The following is a 26297-nucleotide window of genomic DNA, read 5'->3' as shown; positions in this document are numbered from 1 at the left end:
ATCACCGCGAACGGCCAGTTGGATGTCTTTTGCCTTCAATGTCGCCAGCAGTTCAGTCACGCTCACAGGACGATCTCCATTCTTTCGGTCATTGCGGCGTATCCGGCCAGCGTCGGCTGTTCGAACAACGCCCTCACATCGGCTTCCATGCCTTCCTGGTGCAACCGGCCTATCAGGCTGACGGCGAGCAGCGAGTGCCCACCCAGTTCGAAGAAATTGTCATGCCGCCCAACCCGCTCGACATTGAGCAATTCGCGCCACAACCGCGCCATCAGGATTTCGGTCTCGCCCAGCGGCGCCTCGTATTCGCGGCTGGACAAGGCCGACGAGTCCGGGGCTGGCAGGGCCTTGCGATCGAGCTTGCCGTTGGGGCTCAACGGCAAGGCATCGAGGTGCACGAACACCGCCGGGACCATATAGTCCGGCAGGTTTTCCAGCAGATGGCCGCGCAGGCTGTCGATCTCCTGGCGCTCGGCGGCGGTGTAGTACGCTACCAGGCGCTTGTCCCCTGGCGCGTCTTCACGAGCCACGATCACGGCTTCGTCGATGGCTGGATGGCGGACCAGGCGCGCCTGGATTTCGCCCAGCTCGATACGCAGGCCGCGAATCTTCACCTGATCGTCATTGCGCCCCAGGTACTCGATGGTGCCATCCGCCAGGTAGCGCCCGACATCGCCAGTGCGGTACATCCGTGCGTTGTCGAACGGGCTGAACGGGTCCTTGAGGAAACGTTCGGCCGTCAGTTCCGGGCGATGCAGGTAACCCCGCGCCACCTGCACCCCGCCGATATACAGCTCGCCCACCACGCCCATGGGCACCGGTTGCCCTTGCCCATCGAGCAGGTACATCCGTGTATTGGCAATCGGCTTGCCGATCGGCGTGTTGTCCGGGGTCTGTTCGAGCGGACCGGCGCAATTCCACGCCGTGACATCCACCGCCGCTTCGGTCGGGCCGTAGAGGTTATGCAGTTCGGCTTCGGGCAACTGCGTCTTGAAGCGCCGTACCACGTTGCCCGGCAACGCCTCGCCGCTGCAGATCACCCGCTTCACTCCGGCGCACCGCCCCGTGTCGCCATGAGCGAGGAAGACATCGAGCATCGACGGCACGAAGTGCAAGGTGGTGATGTTCTGTGCCTCGATCACCTCACCCAGGTAGAGCGGGTCCTTGTGCCCCTCGGGACGGGCCATCACCAGGCGTGCACCAGTAAACAGCGGCCAGAAGAACTCCCACACCGACACGTCGAAGCTGAACGGGGTTTTCTGCAACACCGCATCCTGCGCCGTCAGGCCATATTCGTCCTGCATCCACAGCAGGCGGTTGACCACCGCGCCGTGTTCGTTCATCACGCCCTTGGGTTGGCCCGTGGAGCCCGAGGTGTAGATCACATAGGCCAGGTGTCGCGCCGTCAGTCCTGGCACCTGCGGAGCTACGCTCGGCTGTTCCTGCCAAGTGGATGGATCGAGGTCGATCACCGGCACGGCCACATCGCCCAGGAGCCCACGGGTAGCGCCCTGCACCAACACCGCTGCCGGCACGCTGTCCTGCAGCATGTAGGCGATCCGCTCCGCCGGGTAGGCCGGATCGAGCGGCACATAAGCGCCGCCTGCCTTGAGGATGCCCAGCAGACCGATGACCATGTCCAGGCCACGCTCGACACAGATCGCCACCCGCGCATCCGGTTCCACACCCTGCTCGCGCAGATGATGGGCCAGCTGGTTGGCACGCTGATCCAGTTCGCGATAGGTCAGCTGATGTTGGTCTGCGACCACCGCCACGGCATCCGGGGTGCGCTCAACCTGCGCCTCGAACATCCCGTGCAGGGTCTGCTCGAGGTTGTAGTCCACCTGCGTGGCATTGAGATCGAACAGCAGGTGCTCACGCTCCTGCGGCGTCAGCACCGGCAGGCAGTTCAACGCCCGCTCGGGCGCCTGCTCCAGGGCCGCGGCCAAGGATTGCAGGGCATGCTGCATCAGCTCGCAGATACGTTGCGCACCGATCTGCGCCGCTGTCATGGCGGTCAGGCGGAAACCTTCGCCCAGGTCGTCGACGTTCAAGGCCAGCGGATAATTGGTACGCTCCTCGCTGGCCAGGGTCTCGATCCCTTGCAGCTGTTCGCGCACCTGCGCCTCCACCGGAGCGCTGGCGCTGTGGCGATAATTGAGCATCGCGCTGAACAGCGGCACGGGCGCCGCCACCCCGCTGCAGCGCTGGGCCAAGGCCAGCGAGGCGTGCTCGTGACCCAGCAACGCCGTCAGCCGTGCGTGGATCGCCTTGACCCCGACGCGCACGCCGGTCTCGTCGATATCGACCCGCAGCGGCAAGGTGTTGATAAACATCCCCAATGCCCGGTCCGCCCCTGCGCCACCCTGCATGCGGCCCAGCAGCACCGTGCCGAACACCACCGCCTGCTTGCCGCTGGTGGCAGCCAGGACCTGCGCCCAGGCCAGGTGGAACAGGCTCGCGGCGCTGACCCCAAGCATGCGGGCGCGGGCCCGCAACTCGCGACTCAAGGCCGCCGGCAGCAAGTGCCGGACTTCCTCGATGGCGCTGCCATCGCCCTGCACATCCTGCAGGCCGAACGGCAGGGTCGGCTCGTCGATCGCCCCCAGCATCTCGCGGAAGAACGCCTCGTGCTCCTGCTCGCTGATGCCCAGGCGCGCCTGGGCCACGTAGTTGCGGTACGGCACCGGGACGCCCAGGGTATCGGCACGGTCCAGCAGGAAGGTGCACAGCTCCTGGTTGACCACGTCCATCGCCGTGTGGTCCAGCGCCAGGTGATGGAACAGCACCAGCACCACCACTCGCCCACGGTCGGGATCGGTAGCGTAGAACAACTGGATCAACGGCGCCTGGCCGATGTCCAGGCGGTGATGGCGGGCATCGAAACGCGCCTGCAACTGCTCGAGGATGTCACCCTCGGCCGGGTCCAGCAGCACCTCGCGCACCAGCAGCGATGCCTGGCGCATGACCACTTGCAGCGGCCTGGCCAGGCCTTCCCAGAACACCGCCGTGCGCAGGATATCGTGGCGGTCGACCACCTGTTGCAAGGCCCCGGCGAAGCATTGAAAACGCTCCAGGCTGTCGAAGGCCATCTGCGATTGCAGCAGGTACGGGTCGCCCTGCCCGGCACTGATGTGGTGATAGAGAATACCCTCCTGCAACGGCGCCAGCGGGTAGATATCCTGGACATTGGCCGCGCCGCCCGGCACACGGGCGATCACCCGGTCGAGGCTGGCCTGGTCCAGTTCGATCAATGGCAGCAGCTCGGGTGTGAGGTGCGTAGAACCGACAGGGATCAGGTTTTCCGGCACCACGATCTCGCGGCCGCTGCCAATCGCCGCTGCCAGGGCGGCCAGGGTCGGCTGGTTGAACAGCACCCGCACATCGGCGCTCAGGCCGACCTGGCGCATGCGCTCGATCAGGCCCACCGCCAGCAGCGAATGGCCACCCAGTTCGAAGAAGTTGTCGTGACGCCCCACCTGCTCGACCTTGAGCACCTCGGCCCAGATCCGCGCGAGGGTAACTTCGACCGCGCCTTGCGGCGCCTCGAACTCGCGGCTGAGCAAGGCGTCCTGGTCCGGTGCCGGCAGGGCCTTGCGGTCCAGCTTGCCGTTGGCGGTCAGCGGCAGCGCCTCCAGGCAGACATAGGCCGAAGGCACCATATGGTCCGGCAGGCGTGCTTGCAGCCAGGCACGCAGGTCCTCGATATCCAGCGCCCCCTGGGCGGTGAAATAGGCCACCAGGCGCCCGTCGCGCATCAGCACCACGGCCTCGCGCAAGCTTTCATGGCGGGTCAGGGTCGTCTCGATCTCGCCCGGTTCGATACGCATGCCACGGACCTTGAGCTGGTCGTCGTTACGCCCCAGGTAGTCGATATTGCCATCGGGCAACCAGCGCGCCAGGTCACCGGTGCGGTACATCCGCGCGCCCGGCAGGTCGCTGAACGGATCGTCGAGGAAACGCTCGGCGGTCAGGTCCGCACGGTTCAGGTAACCGCGGGCCACGCCGGCACCGCCGACATACAGCTCACCCGCGACACCGACCGGCACCGGACGCTGCTGCGCGTCCAGCAGGTAGACCCTGGCGTTGGCCATCGGCTTGCCGATATGCAACGGCCCGTCGACCGCCATGGGCCCGGAGGTCGCCACCACCGTGGCCTCGGTCGGACCGTAGTTGTTGATCACCGCGAAGCGCTGCGCCCGGTTGAACTGGCGCAGGCGATCACCGCCGATCAGCAGTGTGCGCAGGGTTGGATGCTGCAGGTCCTGGCTGAAGGCGTATTCGGCCACCGGTGTCGGCAGAAAGCCCACCTCCAGCGGTTGCGCCTGCCACCAGTCGAGCAGGCCGGCGATGTCGCCATGGCCGAGATCGGTTGGCGGCAGGTGCAGGGTCGCGCCGCCACACAGCGCCGGCCAGACCTCCCAGGCCATGGCATCGAAACCGAAGCCGGCGACGCTGGCGGTGTGTCCGCCAGGGCGCAGGTCGAAGGCCGCGCAGTGCCAGTGCACCAGGTTTTCCAGGGTCCGGTGCTCGACCATCACGCCCTTGGGCAAACCGGTGGAGCCGGAGGTGTAGATCACATAGGCCAGGTGCGCCGGGAGCAACCCGTCGATCCGGGGACTGGTCACGACTTCGTCATCCCACTGCGGCCGGTCCAGGTCGAGCAGCGGCACTGCCAGCTCGCCAAGCAAGTCGCGGGTGCTTGCATCCAGCAGCACCGCCAACGGTGCGCTGTCATCGAGCAGGTAGCGCAGGCGTTCGACCGGCAGCGCCGGATCGATCGGCACATAGGCGGCGCCGGCCTTGAGAATCGCCAGCAGCCCCACCAGCATGTCCGGCCCGCGCCGGACGCAAATCGCCACGCGAGTGTCCGGCTGCACGCCCAGCTTGAGCAGATGACGGGCCAACCGGTTGGCGTGTCGATCCAGCTCGCGATAGGTCAGTCGCGCCGTGCCCTGGACCACCGCCAGCGCCTCGGGCATGGCCTGCGCACGGGCCTCGAACAGGCCATGCACGGTGTGGCCGCGAGGACAGTCCACGGCACTGGCATTGAAGTCGACCAGCACCTGGCGCCGTTCCGCAGCGGGCAGGATCGACAATTGATCCAGGCTGCGCTCCGGCGCCTGTTCCAGGGCCTGCACCAGTTGTTCCAAAGCCCGCTGCATATAGCCACAGACCCGCTGCGCACCGATCGGCGACAGGGCCAGCACGCTGAGGCCGAAGCCCTCGCCCAGGTCGTCGACACTCAGGGTCAGCGGATAGTTGCTGCGCTCTTCCCCGCCCAGCACCTCGATGCCCTCCCAGACCGCCTTGCCGGGCGAGGTGTCCTCGACCGGCGCACTGTGGCGATAGTTGAGCAAGGCACTGAACAACGGCGACGACTGGCCGACCGCGCTGCAGCGTTGGGCCAGGGCCAGCGAGGCATGCTCGTGACCCAGCAGCGCCGTCAGTTGCGCGTGGGTGGCACGCACACCGGCGCGCACGCCCGTCGCGCCCAGGTCGACCCGCAGCGGCAAGGTATTGATAAACATCCCCAATGCCCGGTCGGCCCCTTCGCCGCCTTGCAGGCGCCCCATCAGCACGGTGCCGAAGACCACTTGATCACGCCCCGACACCTGGCCCAGCACCTGGGCCCAGGCCAGGTGCATCAGGCTGGCGGCGCTCACCCCGAGGGTGCGCACCTGCTTACGCAAACGCCGGCTCAAGGCCTGGTCCAGTGGCTGGCGTGCCTCCTCGATATCCCGTCCGTCGCCCTGCACATCCTGCAGGCCGAAGGGCAAGGTCGGCTCATCGATGTCGCCCAGCCTTTCGCGGAAAAACGCCTCGTGCTGGCGTTCGTCCAGGCCCAGGCGGGCCTGAGCCACGTAGTTGCGATAAGGCATCGCCTCAGCCAGGGCGTGCGCCGGGTCCAGCAGCAAGGCGCGCATCTCCCGTACTACCACCTCCATGGCGGTATGGTCGAGGGCCAGGTGATGGAACTGCAGGATCGCCACCACGCGCTGGTGCAGCGGATCATGGGCATAGACCAGTTGCATCAGCGGCGCCCGGGTAATGTCCAGGCGGTAGTGGCGGGCATTGAAGCGCGCCTGCAACTGCTCCAGCACGTCGCCGTCCGCCGGATCGATGGCCACTTCCAGCACCGGCAGTTCGGCGCTGCGCCGCACCACCTGCACCGGACGCTCCAGGCCCTCCCACAGCACCGCCGTGCGCAGGATATCGTGACGCTCGACAATCTTCTGCAACGCAGCGGCACAGGCCTTCAGGCGCTCCAGGCCGGTGAAGGCCAGGCGCGATTGCAGCAGGTAGGGGTCGCCCTGTTCGGCGCTGAGGTGGTGATAGAGAATCCCCTCCTGCAACGGCGCCAGCGGGTAGATATCCTGCACCTCGTCCGTCCCGCCGGGGATGCGCGAGACGATCAGGTCGATGGCGCGCTGGTCCAGCTCCACCAGGGGCAGCAACTCGGGGGTGATGCGCTGGCAACCGGGCATAATACGGTTGGCCGGCACCTCGATCTCCCGACCGCTGCCGACGGCGGCGGCCAGGGCCATCAGTGTCGGCTGGCTGAACAGCACGCGCACATCGGCACTCAGGCCGGCCTGGCGCATGCGCTCGATCAGCTTGACCGCCAGCAGCGAATGACCGCCCAGCTCGAAGAAGTGATCGTGGCGACCGACCTGCGCGACCTGCAGCACTTCGGCCCAGATCCCTGCCAGGGTGTTTTCCACCGCGCCCTGCGGGGCCTCGAAACCACGGCTGAGCAGCGCGTCCCGGTCCGGCTCCGGCAAGGCCTTGCGGTCCAACTTGCCGTTGGCGGTCAGCGGCAGCGCCTCCAGGCGGACATAGGCCGAAGGCACCATGTAGTCCGGCAAGCGCGCCTGCAGATACTCGCACAGCGCCTGGATCTCCACGGCCTCAGCGGCGCAATAGTAGGCCACCAGGCGCTTGTCGCCCGGCGCCACTTCACGCACCAGGACCGCCGCATCCCGCACCTGCGGGTGCTGGCCGAGGCGGGTCTCGATCTCGCCCGGCTCGATACGGAAACCGCGGATCTTCACTTGCTGGTCGTTGCGGCCCAGGTACTGCAGGGTGCCGTCGCTATTCCAGCAGGCCCGATCACCGCTGCGATACATCAGGCTGCGCGGCTGCGGGTTGAACGGGTCGGCGATAAACGCCGCGGCCGTCAGTTGCGGCCGGTTCAGGTACCCCTTGGCCACACCAGCCCCACCGATGTACAGCTCGCCCGCCACGCCCACCGGCACCGGCTGCTGCCGGGCATCGAGCACGTAGGCACGGGCGTTGCCGATCGGACGCCCGATCGGAATGCTGCCCGCGCCGACCGCGCGGATCTCGAAGGTGGTCGAGAAGGTGGTGGCTTCGGTTGGCCCGTAGCCATTGAGCAGGTGCTGCGGAGCCCCCTCCCGCAGCACCCGTTGGATCACTGCCGGGTCCAGCACATCGCCGCCGACGATCAGGTAGCGCAGTTTGCCGAACGCTTCCAGCAGGCCCTCGGCGTATTGATGGAACAGCCCCGCCGTCATCCACAGGACGCTGACCGCCTGCTCGTGCAGCAGCGCGGCGAATGCCTCGCGGGACAACAGCACATCCTGGTCGACCACCACCACCGCCCCGCCGTTGAGCAGTGGGGCCCAGACTTCCAGGGTACTGGCGTCGAACGCCGGGTTCGAGGCGAAGGCCACGCGGTCGTGCGCGTTGAAGTCGGCATAACCATTGTTGATCACCAACCGGGTGATCGCCCGGTGCGGCACCAGCACGCCCTTCGGTGTACCGGTGGAGCCGGAGGTGTACATGATGTACGCCACCGTCTCCGACAGTTGCGCCAGGGCCGGGTTGTGTTCCGGCTGGCCCTCGAGCGCCAGGCTATCCAGGTCGATACGGCGGGCCGTACAGGCCAGGGTTTCATCGCGATGAGTCAGGAGCGCCACGGCCTGGCTGTCGCGCAGCATGAAATCCTGACGCTCGGCCGGGGCATTGATATCCAGCGGCACGTAGACCGCCGCGCACTTGCTGATCGCCAGTTGGCTGACCAGCAGGTCCAACGAGCGCGGCAGCAGAGTCGCTACCGGGTCACCCGGCCGCACGCCCAACCCCGCCAGATGATGCGCCAGGCGGTTGGCCCGGCGATTGAGCTGGCCGTAGCTGAGGGACTGGCGGCCATGCACGGCCGCCAACGCCTCGGGATGCGCCTGTACCCACTCCTCGAACCGCTCATGCAGGGTCTGCTCGGCAGGATAGTCGCGCCAGGTGGCATTGAAACCCTGCAACAGCTGGTCGCGCTCTTCCTGTGCCAGCACCGACAGTTCATGCAGCGCCGTGGTAGGCGCCTGTTCCAGGGCACCCACCAGGTTCTGCAAGGCACGCTGCATGTAATCGCCGATACGCTGCGGATCGGCTTGCGCCACCGCCTGGATATTCAGCGCGAAGCCTTCGCCCAGGTCGTCGACATTGAGCACCAGCGGGTAGTTGCTGCGCTCGCGGGACTTGAGCAGGTGAATGCCCTCCCACACCGCCAGATTGTCGGTCGTGCCTTGTCCCGCTGCGCTGTGGCGATAATTGAGCAGGCTGCTGAACAGCGGCAGCACCGCCGGTACGCCACTGCAACGTTGCGCAAGCGCCAGTGAGGCATGCTCATGGCCCAGCAGTTGCGAGAGCCGCCCGTGGGTGGCCCGCACCGCCGCCTGTACGCCGATAGCGCCGAGGTCGACCCGCAGTGGCAGGGTATTGATGAACATGCCCAGTGCGCGGTCGGCGCCCTCGCCACCCTGCATCCGGCCCATCAGCACGGTGCCGAACACCACCTCCTCGCGACCCGAGACCTGACCCAGCACCTGGGCCCAGGCCAGGTGCATCAGGCTGGCGCTGCTGACCCCGAGGCGGCGGGACTGCTCGCGCAGGCGTCGGCACAGCGCCGCGTCCAGGTCCTGGCGCAACTCGATGACATGGCTACCATCGCCGCCGACTTCCTGCAGGCCAAAGGCCAGGGTCGGTTCCTCGATATCGCCGAGCATGTCGCGGAAAAACGCTTCGTGTTCCTCGTGACCAGCCCCCAGGCGGACCTGGGCGACATAGTTGCGATACTGCACGGCGGCCGGCAGTTGCCCGCTGTCACCGGCCAGGCTGATGCCCATTTCATGCACCAACACCTCGAGGGCGGTATGGTCCAGCAGGATATGGTGGAACAGCAGGATACCCAGCCAGCGCTCGTTGACCTCGTCGCGGATATAGGCCAGGCGCATCAGTGGCGCCTGCTTGAGGTCCAGGCGATATTGGTGCGGGTCGAAGCGTTCCTGCAGGTATTGCAGGGCCTGGGCATCGTCGGGTGCCGTGTCGATCCGCTCCAGCACCAGCGGTGCCTGGCGCCAGACCACTTGCACCGGTTCATCGAAGCCTTCCCAGAGCACGGCGGTGCGCAGGATGTCATTACGTTCGATCACTGCATCGAGCGCGCGAGCAAAGGCCTCGACCTGCGTCAGGCCGGCAAACGCGAACTGCGCCTGCAGGACATAGGGGTCGCCCTCCTGGGTGGCCAGGTGGTGGTAGAGGATGCCGGCCTGCAACGGCGCAAGCCCGTAGATATCCTGCACATTGGCGACACCACCGGGAACGCTGGCGACGATACGGTCGATGGCAGCCTGGTCAAGGTCCACCAGCGGCAGCAGGTCCGGGGTGATGCGCTTGCAGCCGGGCGTGATGCGGTTGGCCGGGACCACCACCTCGCGCTGCCCACCGATTGTAGCCGCCAGGGACGCCAGGGTCGGCTGGCCGAACAGCACGCGCACATCGGCGCCGAGGCCGGCCTTGCGCATACGCTCGATCAGTTTGACTGCCAGCAGCGAGTGCCCGCCCAGTTCAAAGAAGTTGTCGTGGCGCCCTACCCGTTCGACCTTGAGCAGATTACTCCACAGCCCGGCTATAAGGATTTCGGTCTCGCCCAGCGGCGCCTCGTATTCGCGGCTGGACAACGCCGACGAGTCCGGGGCTGGCAGGGCCTTGCGATCGAGCTTGCCGTTGGGGCTCAGCGGCAAGGCATCGAGATGCACAAACACCGCCGGGACCATATAGTCCGGCAGGCTTTCCAGCAGATGGCCGCGCAGGCTGTCGATCTCCTGGCGCTCGGCGGCGGTGTAGTACGCCAACAGGCGCTTGTCCCCTGGCACATCCTCGCGGGCCACGATCACGGCTTCGTCGATGGCTGGATGGCGGACCAGGCGTGCCTGGATCTCACCCAACTCGATACGCAGGCCGCGAATCTTCACCTGATCGTCGTTGCGGCCCAGGTACTCGATGGTGCCATCCGGCAGGTAGCGCCCGACGTCACCGGTACGGTACATCCGCGCGTTGTCGAGCGGGCTGAACGGGTCCTTGAGGAAACGTTCGGCCGTCAGTTCCGGACGATTCAGGTAACCCCGCGCCACTTGCACCCCACCGATATACAGCTCGCCCACCACGCCCATGGGCACCGGCTGCCCCTGTCCATCGAGCAGGTACATCCGTGTATTGGCAATCGGCTTGCCAATCGGCGTGTTATCCGGGGTCTGTTCGAGCGGACCGGCGCAATTCCACGCCGTGACATCCACCGCCGCCTCGGTCGGGCCGTAGAGGTTATGCAGTTCGGCTTCGGGCAACTGCGTCTTGAAGCGGCGCACCACGCTGCCCGGCAAGGCCTCGCCGCTGCAGATCACCCGCTTCACTCCGGCGCACCGGCCCGTGTCGCCATGAGCGAGGAAGACATCGAGCATCGACGGCACGAAGTGCAAAGTGGTGATGTTCTGTGCCTCGATCACCTCGCCCAGGTAGAGCGGGTCCTTGTGCCCCTCGGGACGAGCCATCACCAGGCGTGCGCCAGTGAACAGCGGCCAGAAGAACTCCCACACCGACACGTCGAAGCTGAACGGGGTTTTCTGCAACACCGCATCCTGCGCCGTCAGGCCATATTCGTCCTGCATCCACAGCAGGCGGTTGACCACCGCGCCGTGTTCGTTCATCACGCCCTTGGGTTGCCCCGTGGAGCCCGAGGTGTAGATCACATAGGCGAGGTGTCGCGCGTTCAGCTCCGACTGATCGGGATTGGTCACGGACAGGTCTTGCCAGGTATTGACGTCCAGGTCGATCACCGGCACGGCCACGTCACCGAGCAACTCGCGGGTGGCGCCTTGCACCAGCACCGCCACCGGCACGCTGTCCTGCAGCATGTAGGCGATCCGCTCCGACGGGTAGGCCGGATCGAGCGGCACATAGGCGCCGCCCGCCTTGAGAATCGCCAACAGGCCGATGACCATGTCCAGGCCGCGCTCGACGCAGATCGCCACCCGCGCATCCGGGCCCACGCCCAGCCCGCGCAGGTGGTGCGCCAGCTGGTTGGCCTGCCGGTTCAGCTCGCGACAGCTCAGCCGATGTTCGCCTGCGACCACCGCCATGGCGTCCGGGGTACGCTCGACCCGGGCCTCGAACATGCCGTGCAGGGTCTGGTCGAGGCTGTAGTCCACCTGCGTCGCGTTGAGGTCGAAGAGCACGTGTTCGCGCTCCTGCGCCGTCAACACCGGCAGGCGGTTCAACGCCCGCTCGGGCGCCTGCTCCAGGGCCTCGACCAGCGACGCCAGCGCGGTGCGCAGGTAATCGCAGATCCGTTGCGCACCAATCCGGGCAACGGTCATGGCGGTAAGGATAAAACCATCGCCCAGGTCGTCGATATTCAAGGCCAGCGGATAGTTGGTGCGCTCCTCGCTGGCCAGGGTGTCGATGCCTTGCCAGGCTTGCACGGCCTCGGGCTGTCGTTGCAGCACGCTGCTGTGGCGGTAGTTGAGCATGGCACTGAACAACGGCAGCGGCGCCGCCACCCCGCTGCAGCGCTGGGCCAGGGCCAGCGAGGCATGCTCATGGCCCAGCAGCGTGGTCAGGCGCCCGTGGATCGCCCTGACGCCGGCGGCCACCGACGTTCCATCGATATCGACCCGCAACGGCAGGGTATTGATAAACATGCCCAGCGCGCGGTCGAGGCCCTCGCTGCCCTGCATGCGGCCCAGCAGGACCGTGCCGAACACCACCGCCTCCTTGCCGCTGGTGGCGGCCAGGACCTGCGCCCAGGCCAGGTGGAACAGGCTCGCGGCACTGACCCCAAGCACCCGCGCCTGGGCCCGCAGGCGCTCGCTCAGGGTGGCCGGCAGGGTCTGCACGACTTCCTCGATGGCATTGCCATCGCCGCGCACGTCTTGCAGGCCGAAGGGCAGCGTCGGTTCGTCGATATCACCGAGCATGTCGCGGAAGAACGCTTCGTGCTCCTGCTCGCTGACGCCCAGGCGGGCCTGGGCCACGTAGTTGCGGTACGGAATCACCGCGCCCGCGGGTTCGGCCTGGCCCAGCAGGCCGGCCTGCATTTCATGGCGCACCACCTCGAGGGCGGCATGGTCCAGCGCCAGGTGATGGAACAGCAGGATCGCCACCGTCCGCTGTTGCGCGGCGTCTAAGGCATGCACCAGGCGGATCAGCGGGGCCTGGGTCAGGTCCATGCGCCAGTGCCGCGCGTCGAAGCGGGCATGCAACTGCTCGAGTACATCGCCGGCTGCCGGATCGCAGGCGACCTGCTCCACCTGCAGTTCGGCCTGGCGCAGCACCACCTGTACCGGGCTGTCCAGGCCCTGCCAGTGCACGGCGGTGCGCAGGATATCGTGGCGTTCGATGACCTTCTGCAAGGCCTCGACAAACGCGCTCAGGCGCTCGGGGCTGGCAAAGGCCATCCGCGATTGCAGCAGGTACGGGTCGCCCTGCTCCGCGCTGAGATGGTGGTAGAGAATCCCCTCCTGCAACGGCGCCAGCGGGTAGATATCCTGGACGTTGGCAGCGCCGCCCGGAATGCGCGCGACGATCTGGTCGAGCGTCGCCTGGTCCAGTTCGATCAGCGACAGCAACTCGGGGGTCAGGCGCTGGCAATCGCCTGGAATCAGGTTGGCCGGAATCCTCACCGTGCGCCCACGCCCCAGGACCTGGGCCAATGCCGCCAGGGTCGGCTGGCTGAACAGCGCGCGCACGTCGGCGCTCAGGCCGGCCTGGCGCATGCGCTCGATCAGCTTGACCGCCAGCAGCGAGTGGCCACCCAGCTCGAAGAAATTATCGTGCCGCCCTACCCGCTCAACCTTGAGCACTTCGGCCCAGATTCGCGCCAGGGCCAGCTCCACCTCACCTTGCGGCGCGACGAACGCGCGGCTGGACAACGCCGCCTGGTCCGGCGCCGGCAAGGCCTTGCGATCCAGCTTGCCGTTGGTGGTCAGCGGGAAACGCTCGAGCAGCACGAACGCACTCGGCACCATGTAGTCCGCCAGGGTCAGCAAGAGTTGGCCGCGCAGGTCCGCCGCCAAGGGTTCGCGGCCGTCATGGGCGATGATATAGGCCACCAGGCGCTGGTCGCCCGGCTCGTCCTCGCGGGCAATGACCACGGCTTCGCGAACGCCGTCACAGGCCGCCAGGCGGGCTTCGATCTCGCCCAGTTCGATACGGAAACCGCGAATCTTCACCTGGTCGTCGTTGCGCCCCAGGTACTCCAGGCTGCCATCGGCCAACCAGCGTCCGAGGTCGCCGGTCTTGTACAAGCGGGCCTCGGCGCGGCCACTGAATGGATCGGCGATAAAACGCTCGGCCGTCAGTTCGGGGCGATTGAGATAACCACGGGCCACCCCCGCGCCGCCGACATAGAGTTCACCGACGACATTGACCGGCACCGGCTCACGGCGCTCGTCGAGCAGGTACAGTTGCAGGTCCGGGATGCGCCGGCCGATCGGGCTCACACCGGACAGTTGTGCATCCGCTGCCATCAGCGCGTGGTAGGTCACATGCACCGTGGTTTCGGTAATGCCGTACATATTGACCAGTTGCGTGCCGGCATTCGCCACGCGCGCGTACCAGGGCTTGAGGATAGTGGGGTCCAGCGCCTCGCCGCCGAAGATCACCTGGCGCAGCGAATGCTTGAGCGGGCTCTGGCCCTGGGCAACGATCAATTGGCGGAACGCGCTGGGCGTCTGGTTGAGGATGGTCACGCCCGCCGTGCACAGCAGCGCGTGGAAGTCGTCCGGGGAGCGGCTGACCTCTTGCGGCACGATCAGCAGGTGGGCGCCATGGACCAGCGCGCCCCAGATTTCCCAGACCGAGAAGTCGAAGGCAAACGAGTGGAACAGCGCCCACACGTCCTGCTCGTTGAAATCGAACCAGTGTCGGGTCGCCGCGAACAATCGCACCACCTGACGGTGTTCGATCATCACGCCCTTGGGCAAGCCCGTGGAGCCGGAGGTGTAGATCACATACGCCAGGTGGCGGGGGGTCAGCTCCGGCAGCACCAGATCCTCGTCGGACTCGTCCTGCCAGCTCTCGCGGTCCAGGTCCAGTACCGGCACCGCCAGGGCGCCCAGCAACTCGCGGGTAGCCCCCTGGACCAGCACCACCACCGGCTGGCTGTCCTGCACCAGGTAGGCGAGACGTTCCGCCGGCGACGTCGGGTCCAGCGGCACATAGGCGCCGCCGGCCTTGAGAATCGCCAGCAGGCCGACGATCATCGGCAGCCCGCGCTCGACACAGATCGCCACGCGCGCATCGGCCCGTACGCCCTGCTTACGCAGGTGGCGGGCCAGGCGATTGGCGCGGCGGTTCAGTTCGCCGTAGGTCAATTGCCTTTCGCCATCGATCACCGCCACCGCCTGCGGCGTGCGCTGGGCCCGACCTTCGAACAGCTGGTGCAGGGTGTGCGCCTGCTCGTGGTTGACCTCAGGGCTGTTGCAGCCCACCAGCAGTTGCTCACGCTGCGCCGCCGTCAACACCGGCAAGCGGTTCAGGGCACATTCCGGCGCCTGCTCCAGGGCGTCGACGAGGGACTCGAGCACCGTCTGCATCGAGTCGCAGAGGCGCTGCGCGCCCACCTGCGCCAGCGTCAGGGCGGTCAGGTTGAAACCTTCGCCCAGGTCATTGACGCTCAAGGTCAGTGGATAGTTGGTGCGGCCTTCGTGGGCCAGGGTCTCGATACCCTGCCAGGCCTGCGCCATGTCCTGCCGGCTGCTGGCGCCGTCGCCATGCCGGTAGTTGAGCATGGCGCTGAACAGCGGTAGCGGCGCCGCCACCCCGCTGCAGCGTTGGGCCAGGGCCAGCGAGGCATGCTCGTGGCCCAGCAGCGCCGTCAGCCGGGCGTGGGTCGCCATGACTCCGGCGCGCACGTCCGAGTCATCGACATCGACCCGCAGCGGCAGGGTATTGATAAAGACCCCCAGCGCCCGGTCGGCGCCCTCGCCGCCCTGCAGACGGCCCAGCAGGACCGTGCCGAACACCACGCTGTCCTTGCCCGAAGCCACGGCCAGCAGCCGCGCCCAGGCCAGATGGAACAGGCTCGCGGCACTGACCCCGAGGGCTCGCGCCTGATGACGCAGGCGCCCGCTCAGGGCCAGCGGCAGGCGGTGCCGGACTTCCTCCATGGCCTGGCCGTCGCCCTGCACATCCTGCAGGCCGAACGGCAGGGTCGGCTCGACGATATCACCGAGCATCTCGCCAAAGAACGCCTCATGCTCCTGCTCGCTGACGCCCAGGCAGGCCTGGGCCACGTAGTTGCGATAAGGCACCGGAGTCGTCAGCGGCGCGTCGAGGCCCAGCAGGCTCGCCTGCATCTCCTCACGCACGGCCTGCAGGGCCGTATGGTCGAGCACGATATGGTGGAATAGCAGGAGCGCGACGATACGGGGATGTTGCGTATCCGTGGCATGCACTAGCCTTACCAGCGGCGCCTGGCCGATGTCCATGCGGTGGTGGCGGGCGTCGAAACGCGCCTGCAACTGCGCGAGGATATCGCCCTCGGCGGGGTCCAGCGCCACCTCCTGCACCACCAGCGCGGCCTGGCGCAGGACCACCTGCACCGACCGGTCCAGGCCTTCCCAGGCCAGTCCGGTGCGCAGGATATCGTGGCGGTCGATCACCTGTTGCAGGGCACCGGCAAAGGCCTGCAAGCGCTCGATACTGGCAAAGATCATCTGCGACTGCAGCAGGTACGGATCGCCCTGCTGCGCGCTGAGGTGGTGATAGAGCATCCCCTCCTGCAACGGCGCCAGCGGGTAGATCTCCTGGATGTTGGCGGCACCGCCCGGAACACGGGCGACGATACGGTCGATGCTCGCCTGGTCCAGGTCGATCAGCGACAGCATTTCGGGGGTAATGCGCTGGCAGCCGGGCGCAACCCGGTTGTCCGGCACCTCGACTTCCCGACCGCTGCCGATGGCCGCCGCCAGGGCCGCCAGGGTCGGCTGGTTGAACAGCACGCGCACATCGGCACTCAGGCCCGCCTGGCGCATGCGCTCGATCAGCCTGACCGCCAGCAGCGAGTGGCCGCCCAGTTCGAAGAAGTGGTCATGGCGCCCCACCTGTTCGACCTTGAGCAACTCGGCCCAGATCCGCGCCAGGGTGGTTTCCATCTCACCCTGGGGCGCCTGGTATTCACGGCTGAACAGCGCGCCCTGGTCCGGCGCGGGCAAGGCCTTGCGGTCCAGCTTGCCGTTGGCGGTCAGCGGCAGCGCCTCCAGCCGGACATAGGCCGAAGGCACCATGTAGTCCGGCAGGCGGCCTTGCAGGTCATCGCGCAGCGCCTGGATATCGGCGCTTTCATGCTCGGTGAAATAGGCCACCAGGCGCCCGTCGCGGACCAGTACCACGACGTCCTTGAGGCATTCGTGGGCGGCCAGCGCGCTTTCGATCTCGCCCGGCTCGATCCGCAGGCCACGGATCTTCACCTGGTCGTCGTTGCGTCCCAGGTAATCGACCGTGCCATCGGCCAGCCAGCGCGCCAGGTCGCCGGTACGGTACATGCGTGCCCCCGTCTCGGGGCTGAACGGATCGTCGAGGAAACGCTCGGCGGTCAGGTCCGCGCGGTTCAGGTAACCGCGCGCTACGCCGGCCCCGCCGACATACAGCTCGCCCTCGACCCCGACCGGCACCGGCCGCTGGTGGCGGTCCAGCAGATAGACCCTGGCATTGCCCATCGGCGTGCCGATATGCAAGGGCGCACCGACCTCCATCCGCCCGGAGGTGGCGACCACCGTGGCCTCGGTCGGGCCGTAGTTGTTGATCACCACAAAACCCGGGGCCTTGCCGAACTGGCGCAGGCGGTCGCCGCCGATCAGCAGCGTCCGCAAGGTGGGGTGGCCGAGACCCTGGCTGAAGGCATGTTCGGCCACGGGCGTGGGCAGGAACCCGACATCCAGCGGCTGCGCGCGCCACCAGTCGAGCAGCGCGTCGATCTGTTCATTGTGGAGATCACCCGGCGGCAGGTGCAGGGTCGCGCCGCCGCATAGCGCCGGCCAGACCTCCCAGGCCATGGCGTCGAAACCGAAACCGGCGACGCTGGCGGTGTGCTTGCCAGGCTGCAGGTCGAAGGCCGTGCAGTGCCAGTGCACCAGGTTTTCCACGCTGCGGTGCTCGACCATCACGCCCTTGGGCAGGCCGGTGGAACCGGAGGTATAGATCACATAGGCCAGGTGCGCCGGGGACAACGCCGGGACCTGGGGATTGGCCGGCGAGGCGGCTTGCCAGGTCGGTCGATCCAGCAGGATAAGCGGCGCGTCGAGCGCCGGCAGCCGGGCCTGGAGGTTCTCCTGGGTCAACAGCGCCCGCGGTGCGCTGTCGTCGAGCAGGTAGGCCAGGCGCTCTGTCGGCAGGCTCGGGTCCAGCGGCACATAGGCGGCGCCGGACTTGAGAATGGCCAGCAGGCCCACCAGCATGTCCGGGCCGCGCAGCACGCTGAGCGCCACCCGGTCGTCCGGCTGCACGCCCAGGGTGAGCAGGTGATGGGCCAAGCGGTTGGCGCGCCGGTTGAGTTCGCCATAGCTCAGGGGCTGCCCGGCCTGGACCACCGCCAAGGCCTCGGGCTGCGCCTGCGCGCGGGCTTCGAACAGCTCGTGCAGGGTGTGCCCGCGCGGATAGTCCGCAGCGCTGGCATTGAAGCCGGCCAGCAGTTGCTGGCGCTCCGCCGCAGGCAGGATCGACAGGCCGTCGAGGGCGACCTCGGGTGTCTGCTCCAGGGCCTGCACCAACTGCTCCAGCGCCGTCTCCATGTAGCGGCACATGCGTTGTGCACCGATGGCGTGCAGCGCCAGCACGGTCAGGCGGAAGTCGTCGCCCAGGTCGTCGACGCTCAGGGTCAGCGGGTAGTTGCTGCGCTCGCCACCGCCCAGTTGCTCGATGCCGGGCCACAGTGGCGAGCCCTGCTGCGCCCCTGCTGCCGGGCTGCTGTGACGATAATTGAGCAAGGCGCTGAACAGCGGCGTCGCCGGCTCGACCGCACTGCAACGTTGGGCCAGGGCCAGCGAGGCATGCTCATGGCCGAGCAAGGCACTCAGGCGCGCGTGGATCGCCTTGACCCCGGCCCGCGCCGATAGCTGGCCGACTTCGACCCGCAGCGGCAGGGTATTGATAAAGACCCCCAGAGCCCGGTCCGCGCCCTCGCCCCCTTGCAGGCGCCCCATCAGCACCGTACCGAATACCACGTCGTCGCGCTGGGAAACCTGCCCCAGTACCTGGGCCCAGGCCAGGTGCATCAGGCTGGCGGCACTCACCCCCAACTGACGCGCCTGCTCGCGCACGCGCCGGCTCAACTCACCCGCCAGGGGCAGGCGCGCCTCCTCGATGCCGCGACCGTCGCCGCGTACATCCTGCAGGCCGAACGGCAGCGTCGGCTCGCTGATATCACCGAGCATGGCGCGGAAGAACGCCTCATGCTCCTCCTCCCCCAGCCCCAGCCGCGCCTGCGCGACATAATTGCGATAAGGCACCGAGGCCGGCTGCGGTTGCGACGGATCGAGCACCCAGGCACGCATTTCCCGCACCACGACGTCGATGGCCGTATGGTCCAGCGCCAGGTGATGGAACAGCAGGATGGCCACCACCCGTTGCCGCGTCGCGTCCCAGGCATGGACCAGGTGGATCAGCGGCGCGCGGGTGATATCCAAGCGATACTGACGGGTATCGAAACGCCCGCACAGTTGTTCGAGCACATCACCGTTCGCCGTATCCAGCACAACCTCCTGCACCGGCAGTTCGGCGACACGCCGGACCACTTGCAGCGGTGCCTCCAGGCCTTCCCAGAGCACGCCGGTGCGCAGGATATCGTGACGGTCGATCACCTGCTGTAGCGCCGCGACAAAGCCTTGCAGGCGCTCGTGGCCATCGAATACCAGGCGGGTCTGCAGCAGGTAGGGATCGCCCTGCCCGGCACTCAGGTGATGGTAGAGAATGCCTTCCTGCAGGGGCGCCAGCGGGTAGATGTCCTGGACATTGGCCGCACCACCGGGAACGCTGGCGACGATACGGTCGATGGCGGCCTGGTCCAGCGCCACCAGCGGCAGCATCGACGGGGTGATCCGCTGGCAATCGGCCGGGATGCCATTGGGCGGAACCTCGACCTCGCGGCCCGTACCCACCGAAGCGGCCAGCGCCGCCAGGGTCGGCTCGCTGAACAGGGTACGCACATCGCTGCTCAGGCCCGCCTGGCGCATGCGCTCGACCAGGCTCACCGCCAGCAGCGAGTGCCCGCCCAGCTCGAAGAAATGATCATGGCGCCCCACCTGTCCTAGCTTGAGCAGCTCGGCCCAGATCCGCGCCAGGGTGATCTCGATCTCGCCCTGTGGCGCCTCAAACTCGCGGCTGAGCAGTGCGTCCGGCTCCGGTGCGGGCAAGGTCCGGCGGTCCAGCTTGCCGTTGGCGGTCAGCGGCAGCGCCTCCAGGCGCACATAGGCGGCCGGCACCATGTACTCCGGCAGGCGCTCCTGCAGGTAGCGACGCAGGGCCTGGATATCGACCGGCTTATGCTCGAAATGGTGCTCCGTGAACCAGGCCACCAGGCGCCCATCGCGCACCAGCACCACGGCGTCCTTGACCCGGTCATGACTCATCAGTGCGGTTTCGATCTCACCCGGCTCGATGCGCATGCCCCGGATCTTCACCTGGTCGTCATTGCGCCCCAGGTAGTCGAGCGTGCCATCGGCCAGCCAGCGCGCCAGGTCGCCGGTGCGGTACATCCGTGCTCCCGGTTCGCGGCTGAACGGATCGTCGAGGAAGCGCTCGGCCGTCAGTTCGGGGCGATTGAGGTAGCCGCGCGCCACACCGGCACCGCCCACATACAACTCGCCCGCGACGCCAACCGGCACCGGACGCTGTTGTTCATCCAGCAGGTAGACCCGGCCATTGGCCAGCGGCTTGCCGATGTGCAGGACCTGCCCGGCCTCCACGGCCCCGGAGGTTGCGACCACCGTCGCTTCGGTCGGCCCGTAGTTGTTGACCACCGCAAACCCCGGGGCCTTGCCGAACTGGCGTAGGCGGTCGCCGCCGATCAGCAGCGTGCGCAGGGTCGGGTGTTGCCTCTGCCGGCTGAAGGCATATTCCGCCACCGGCGTCGGCAGGAAGCTGACCGCCAGCGGCTGGGCGCACCACCAGTCGAGCAGCGCATCGATGTCCTGGTTGCCGACCAGGGCCGGCGGCAGGTGCAGGGTCGCGCCCACGCACAACGCCGGCCAGACCTCCCAGGCCATGGCATCGAAACCCACGCCGGCGACGCTGGAGGTGTGGCGGCCCTGCTCCAGTTCAAAGGCATCGCAATGCCAGTGCACCAGGTTTTCCAGGGTCCGGTGTTCGACCATCACGCCCTTGGGCAAGCCAGTGGAACCCGAGGTGTAGATCACGTAGGCCAGGTTCGCCGGGCCGAGCGCGGTCACGTGCGGGTTGGCCGAGGATTCGTCCTGCCAGGTGCAGCGGTCCAGGTCGACCACGGGCACCTTGACCCTCGGCAGTTGCGCCAGTAACTCGCCTTGCGTCAACAGCGCCACCGGGGCACTGTCGTCAATCAGGTAACCCAGGCGCTCGGCCGGCAGCGCCGGGTCGAGCGGCACATAACCGGCGCCGGCCTTAAGGATCGCCAGCAGACCGACCAGCATCTGCGGACTGCGGCGCATGCAGATCGCGACCCGGTCGTCCGGTTGCACCCCCAGCTTGCGCAGGTGGTGGGCCAGGCGGTTGGCCCGCAGGTTGAGCAAACGGTAGTTCAGTTGTTCACCGCCCTGGACCACCGCGACCGCCTCGGGATTGCGGGCCACCTGGGCCTCGAACAGGCCCTGCACGGTCTGCCCGCGCGGGTAGTCGACCCGGTTGGCGTTGAAGCCCTCCAGCAGTTGCCGGCGCTCGCCATCCGGCAGGATCGACAGCTGTTCCAGGGCGCTACCCGGGGCCTGCTCCAGGGCTTGCACCAGCTGTTCCAGCAGGGTGTTCATGTAGCCGCAGATGCGTTGCGCGCCGATGGACTCGACGGCCAGCACCTTGAGGCTGAAGTCACGGCCGCGATCGTCGACACTGAGCACCAGCGGGTAGTTGCTGCGCTCTTCGCTGCGCAATACCTGGATGCCCGGACTGATTTGCAGTTGCCCGGCGACCGCTTCCTCCGGTGCACTGTGTCGGTAGTTGAGCAAGGCGCTGAACAGCGGCGAAGCGGCGTCGACGCCACTGCAGCGCTGTGCCAGGGCCAGCGAGGCATGCTCGTGGCTCAGCAGTTGGCTCAAGCGGGCATGGGTGGCCTTGAGCCCGTCACGCACCCCGACCTGACCGGCGTCGACCCTCAGCGGCAGGGTGTTGATGAACATCCCCAGCGCCCGGTCGGCGCCCTCCCCGCCCTGCAGGCGGCCCAACAGCACGGTGCCAAAGACCACGTCGCGACGCCGGGCAAGCTGGCCCAGTACCTGGGCCCAGCCGAGGTGCATCAGGCTGGCGGCGCTGACCCCCTGCTGGCGCGCCTGCTCGCGCAGACGCCGGCTCAAGGCCGGGTCCAGCGCCAGCGACGCCTCGCCGATGCCACGCCCATCACCCTGGACGTCCTGCAGGCCGAACGGCAAGGTCGGCTCATCGATATCCGCCAGCATCTCGCGGAAAAAGGCTTCGTGTGCCTGCTCGTCCAAACCCAGACGGGCCTGCGCCACATAGTTGCGGTAAGGCACGGCCTCGGTTTGCGGGGCGGTTTCGCCCGCCAGGCTGGCGCGCATTTCTTCCAGCAGCACGTCCAGCGAGGTGTGGTCCAGCACCAGGTGATGACGCAGCAGCACCCCGACCCAACGGTCATGGGCCGGGTCCTGGGCATACACCAGGCGCATCAGCGGTGCCTGGCCCAAGTCCAGCCGGTAGTGACGCGGGTCGAAGCGCCGATGCAGTTGCTCGAGGATATCGCCGTCCCGAGGATCGACCTCGACCTGCTGGACACCCAGCGAAGCCTGGCGCCAGACCACCTGGACCGGCTCGTCGAGGTGCTCCCAGTGCACGCTGGTACGCAGCACGTCGTGCCGGTCGATCACCCCCTGCAAGGCGCTGGCAAAGGCCTGCACCTGTGCCTCGCCGGCAAAGCCGAGCTGCGCCTGCAGCACGTAGGGATCGCCCTCGGTCGTCAGGTGGTGGTAGAGAATGCCGCCCTGCAACGGCGCCAGCGGGTAGATATCCTGCACATTGGCCACGCCGCCGGGAACACTGGCGACGATACGGTCGATGGCCGCCTGGTCCAGGTTGACGAGCGGCAACAGGTCCGGGGTAATGCGCCGGCAATGCGCGCCAATCCGATTGGCCGGGACCGCCACCTCACGCTGTCCGCCAACCCCGGCGGCCAGCGCCGCCAGGGTCGGTTGACCGAACAGCACGCGCACATCGGCACTCAGCTCGACCTGGCGCATGCGTTCGATCAGCTTGACCGCCAGCAGCGAATGACCGCCCAGTTCGAAGAAGTTGTCGTGGCGACCGACCTGCTCGACCTTGAGCACCTCGGCCCAGATTCGCGCCAGGGTGATTTCCACCTCGCCGCGCGGCGCCTCGTAGACGCGCTGTACCCGCGAGCTCGGGTCCGGGGCCGGCAGGGCCTTGCGGTCCGGCTTGCCGTTGGGGGTCAGCGGCAGGGCCTGGAGATGGACAAAGGCGGTGGGCAGCATATAGCCCGGCAGGTGTTCCAGCAGATGGGCGCGCAAGGACTCGATGGCCTGGCGCTCCTCGGCGGCGTAGTAGGCCACCAGGCGCGGATCGCCCGGCTCGTCCTCGCGGACCATGACCACGGCATCCTTGAGCGCGGGATGTGCGCTTAAGCGCGACTGCACCTCGCCCAACTCGATACGCAGGCCGCGGATCTTCACCTGGTCGTCGTTGCGCCCGAGGAATTCGAGGTTGCCATCGGCGCGATAACGCACCAGGTCACCGGTGCGATAGAGGCGGTCGCCGGCCACGAACGGACTGTCGATAAAACGCTCGGCCACCAACTGTGGCAACCCCAGGTAGCCACGGGCAACGCCGACCCCGCCGATATGCAATTGCCCACTGACGCCCTGGGGCACCGGCAGGTCCTGGTCATCAAGCACGTACAGGCGCGTGTTGCTGATCGGCCGGCCAATCGGCAGTTGCGGTTCCGGCACCGGCGCACCGGGCTCCAGGGTCCAGGCGGTGCTGTCGACCGTCGCCTCCGTCGGTCCGTAGACGTTGTGCAGGCGCACCCGTGGCAGGCGTTTCTGCACCGACCGGGCCAGGGCCGCAGTCAGTTCGCCACCGCCACAGAACACGTCCGTCAGGCTGATGCATTGGCTCACTTCCTCCAGTTCGAGGAACTGTTGCAGCATCGCCGGCACGAACTTGATCACGCTGATCTGTTGCTCACGCACCAGTTGCGCCAGGTAGGCCGGGTCGCGGTGCCCTTCGGGGCGGGCCAGGACCAGGCGCATGCCCACGGTCAGCGGCCAGAAGAACTCCCAGACCGAACCGTCGAAGCTGAACGGCGCCTTTTGCAGCAACGCGCCGTGGCGATCACCGGTAAACAGTGTCGAACTCCAGTGCACCAGGTTGCACAGACCACGGTGTTCGAGGGTCACGCCCTTGGGCGTGCCGGTGGAGCCCGAGGTGTAGATCACATAGGCCAGGTTCGACGCGCCCAGCCCCGGTACCGGTGTATCGGCGAGCGGGCGGTCGTGCCAATCGGCACGATCGAAGTCGAGCAGCGGGACCGCCACCGGGCCCAGCAGGTCACGGGTGGCGCCATGCACCAGCACCAGCACCGACGCGCTGTCCTGCAGCATGTAGCCCAGGCGCTCCAGCGGATAACCGGGGTCCAGCGGCACATAGGCGCCCCCGGCCTTGACGATGGCCCACAGGCCGATGACCAGCTCAAGCCCGCGCTCGACGCAGATCGCCACCCGCGAATCGGGCTGTACGCCCTGCTCGCGCAGGTAGTGCGCCAACTGGTTGGCCTGCTCGTTGAGCTGGCGATAGGTCAGGCTCCGTTCGCCCGCCACCACCGCCACGGCCTCCGGCGTGCGTCGGACCTGGGCCTCGAAGAGTGCCTGGATGGGTTGTTCCAGATCGTAAGCGTCCTCGGTGGCATTGAGGTCCACCAGCAGGTGCTGGCGTTCCTCGACGGGCAGGATCGACAGGCCCTGGAGCGCCTGCACAGGATCGTGCTCCAGCGCATCGACCAGCGCCTCGAGCGCCGTCTGCAGATAACCGCTGACCCGCTGCGCACCGATCGCCGGCAAGGTCTTGACCGCCAGCGTGAAGTCCTCGCCCAGGTCATCGACACTGACCGTCAGCGGATAGTTGGTGCGGTCCTCGCCCCCCAGGATGCGGATGCCCGGGGCCAGCTCGCTCACCTCGACCCGCTCGGCGGCGTCGCTGTGACGATAGTTGAGCATCGCGCTGAACAATGGCGTCGGCGCACTCACGCCACTGCAACGCTGGGCCAGGGCCAGCGAGGCCTGTTCGTGCCCCAGCAGCGCGGTCAGGCGCTCATGGGTCTTGAGCAGGCCGGCCAGCACGCTTTCGCTACCGACATCGACCCGCAGCGGCAAGGTATTGATAAACATCCCCAGCGCCTGCTCGGCGCCGACACCGGCGTCCATGCGTCCCAGCAGCACCGTGCCGAAGACCACCGCCGAGCGCCCGCAGACCTTGCCCAGCACCTGGGCCATCGCCAGGTGCAGCACGCTCGCCACGTTGACTCCCGCCTGCCGCGCCTGCTGGCGCAGGCGTCGGCTCAGGTCAGGGGGCAAGCCGATACGGCTCTCTTCGATGCCTCGACCGTCGCCTTGCACATCCTGCAGACCGAACGGCAAGGTCGGCTCGTCGATATCACCGAGCATCTCGCGAAAGAAGGCCTCGTGGGCAGACTCGTCCAGGCGCAGGCGCGCCCGCGCCAGGTAATCACGAAACGGCACTGCGGCCCCGACCTCGGTGGCCTGCCCGAGCAGGTGCGCGCGGATCTCCCGACGTACCACCTCCAGGCCGGTGTAATCGAGGGCCATGTGATGGAACAACAGCACCGCGACCACCTGCTGTCGGGCCTCGTCATGGGCAAATACCAGGCGCAGCAAGGGCGCCTGACGCAGATCCAGGCGGTAGTAACGGGCCTCAAGGTGGGCGCGCAGCTGCTCCAGGGCTTCGCCGCCGGCGGCGTCCACGGCGACTTCCTCGCACACCAGCGGGGCCTGGCGCCAGACCACTTGCAGCGGTTCGTCGAGGCGTTCCCAGACGATGGAGGTGCGCAGGATATCGTGGCGCTCGATCACCCATTGCAGGGCCTGGACAAACGCCTCGAGGCGCGCGCGATCGCCGAAGACGAACGGTTTGTGCAGCAGGTACGGATCGCCCTGCCCGGCCGCCAGGTGGTGGTAGAGCATACCGGCCTGCAACGGTGCCAGGGGGTAGATGTCCTGGACATTGGCCGCGCCACCGGGGATCCCGGCGACAATCCGATCGATGGCTTCCTGCTCCAGCGTCACCAGCGGCAGCATGTCCGGGGTAATGCGCAGGGCCGGGCTCAGCCAGTCGCCGCCATGGCGCGCCACCAGGTCGAGCAACTGCGCCTTGTGCGCACTCAGCTGTTGCCACAGCGTATCGTCCAGCGCGTCATCGTTGCCCAGGACAACCAGGTCGTCCTCCTCGCGTTGAAGACGGATCGCATGGGTGGAAATAACTGCCATCAATTCGCTGAACTGCATGAGAGACCTGCTTTTAAATTCGGAAACGGTTGACGAGAAAGTCCATTTTCAAAGGCAACGCTGTGCCCGTGCTTCGCGCCCTTGCGCCGACCAGGCGGCGCTGCGTGTCATCAGGACGCATGAGGCGTCCTGCTCAAAAAAGGAAATAAAGGCACTAAGCCATCAGTGTTTTTTCACTGGTTTGAAAACTAAAGCATCCATTCGGATGTGTCTGACATGGGAAGCGGGGACATGGCCAACGCCGCCGTTTTCAGGGGGTGCGAGGCTGCC

Annotated in this window: 1 protein-coding gene; it reads right to left on the bottom strand. The window is 67.3% G+C overall.

From position 1 onward, the window contains the following. Positions 1-62: 62 nt before the first annotated feature. Positions 63-26027, bottom strand: a complete 25965-nt coding sequence (locus HX881_RS27865) for a non-ribosomal peptide synthase/polyketide synthase (protein ID WP_177087678.1) — start codon at positions 26025-26027, stop codon at positions 63-65. Between the last annotated feature and the right edge of the window lie 270 nt (positions 26028-26297).

Origin of the sequence: Pseudomonas gingeri (genome assembly GCF_013386115.1) — a bacterium.
GTDB lineage: Bacteria > Pseudomonadota > Gammaproteobacteria > Pseudomonadales > Pseudomonadaceae > Aquipseudomonas > Aquipseudomonas gingeri.
The sequence above is the reverse complement of the archived record's forward strand: the minus strand, read 5'-3'. Positions and strand labels throughout refer to the sequence as shown.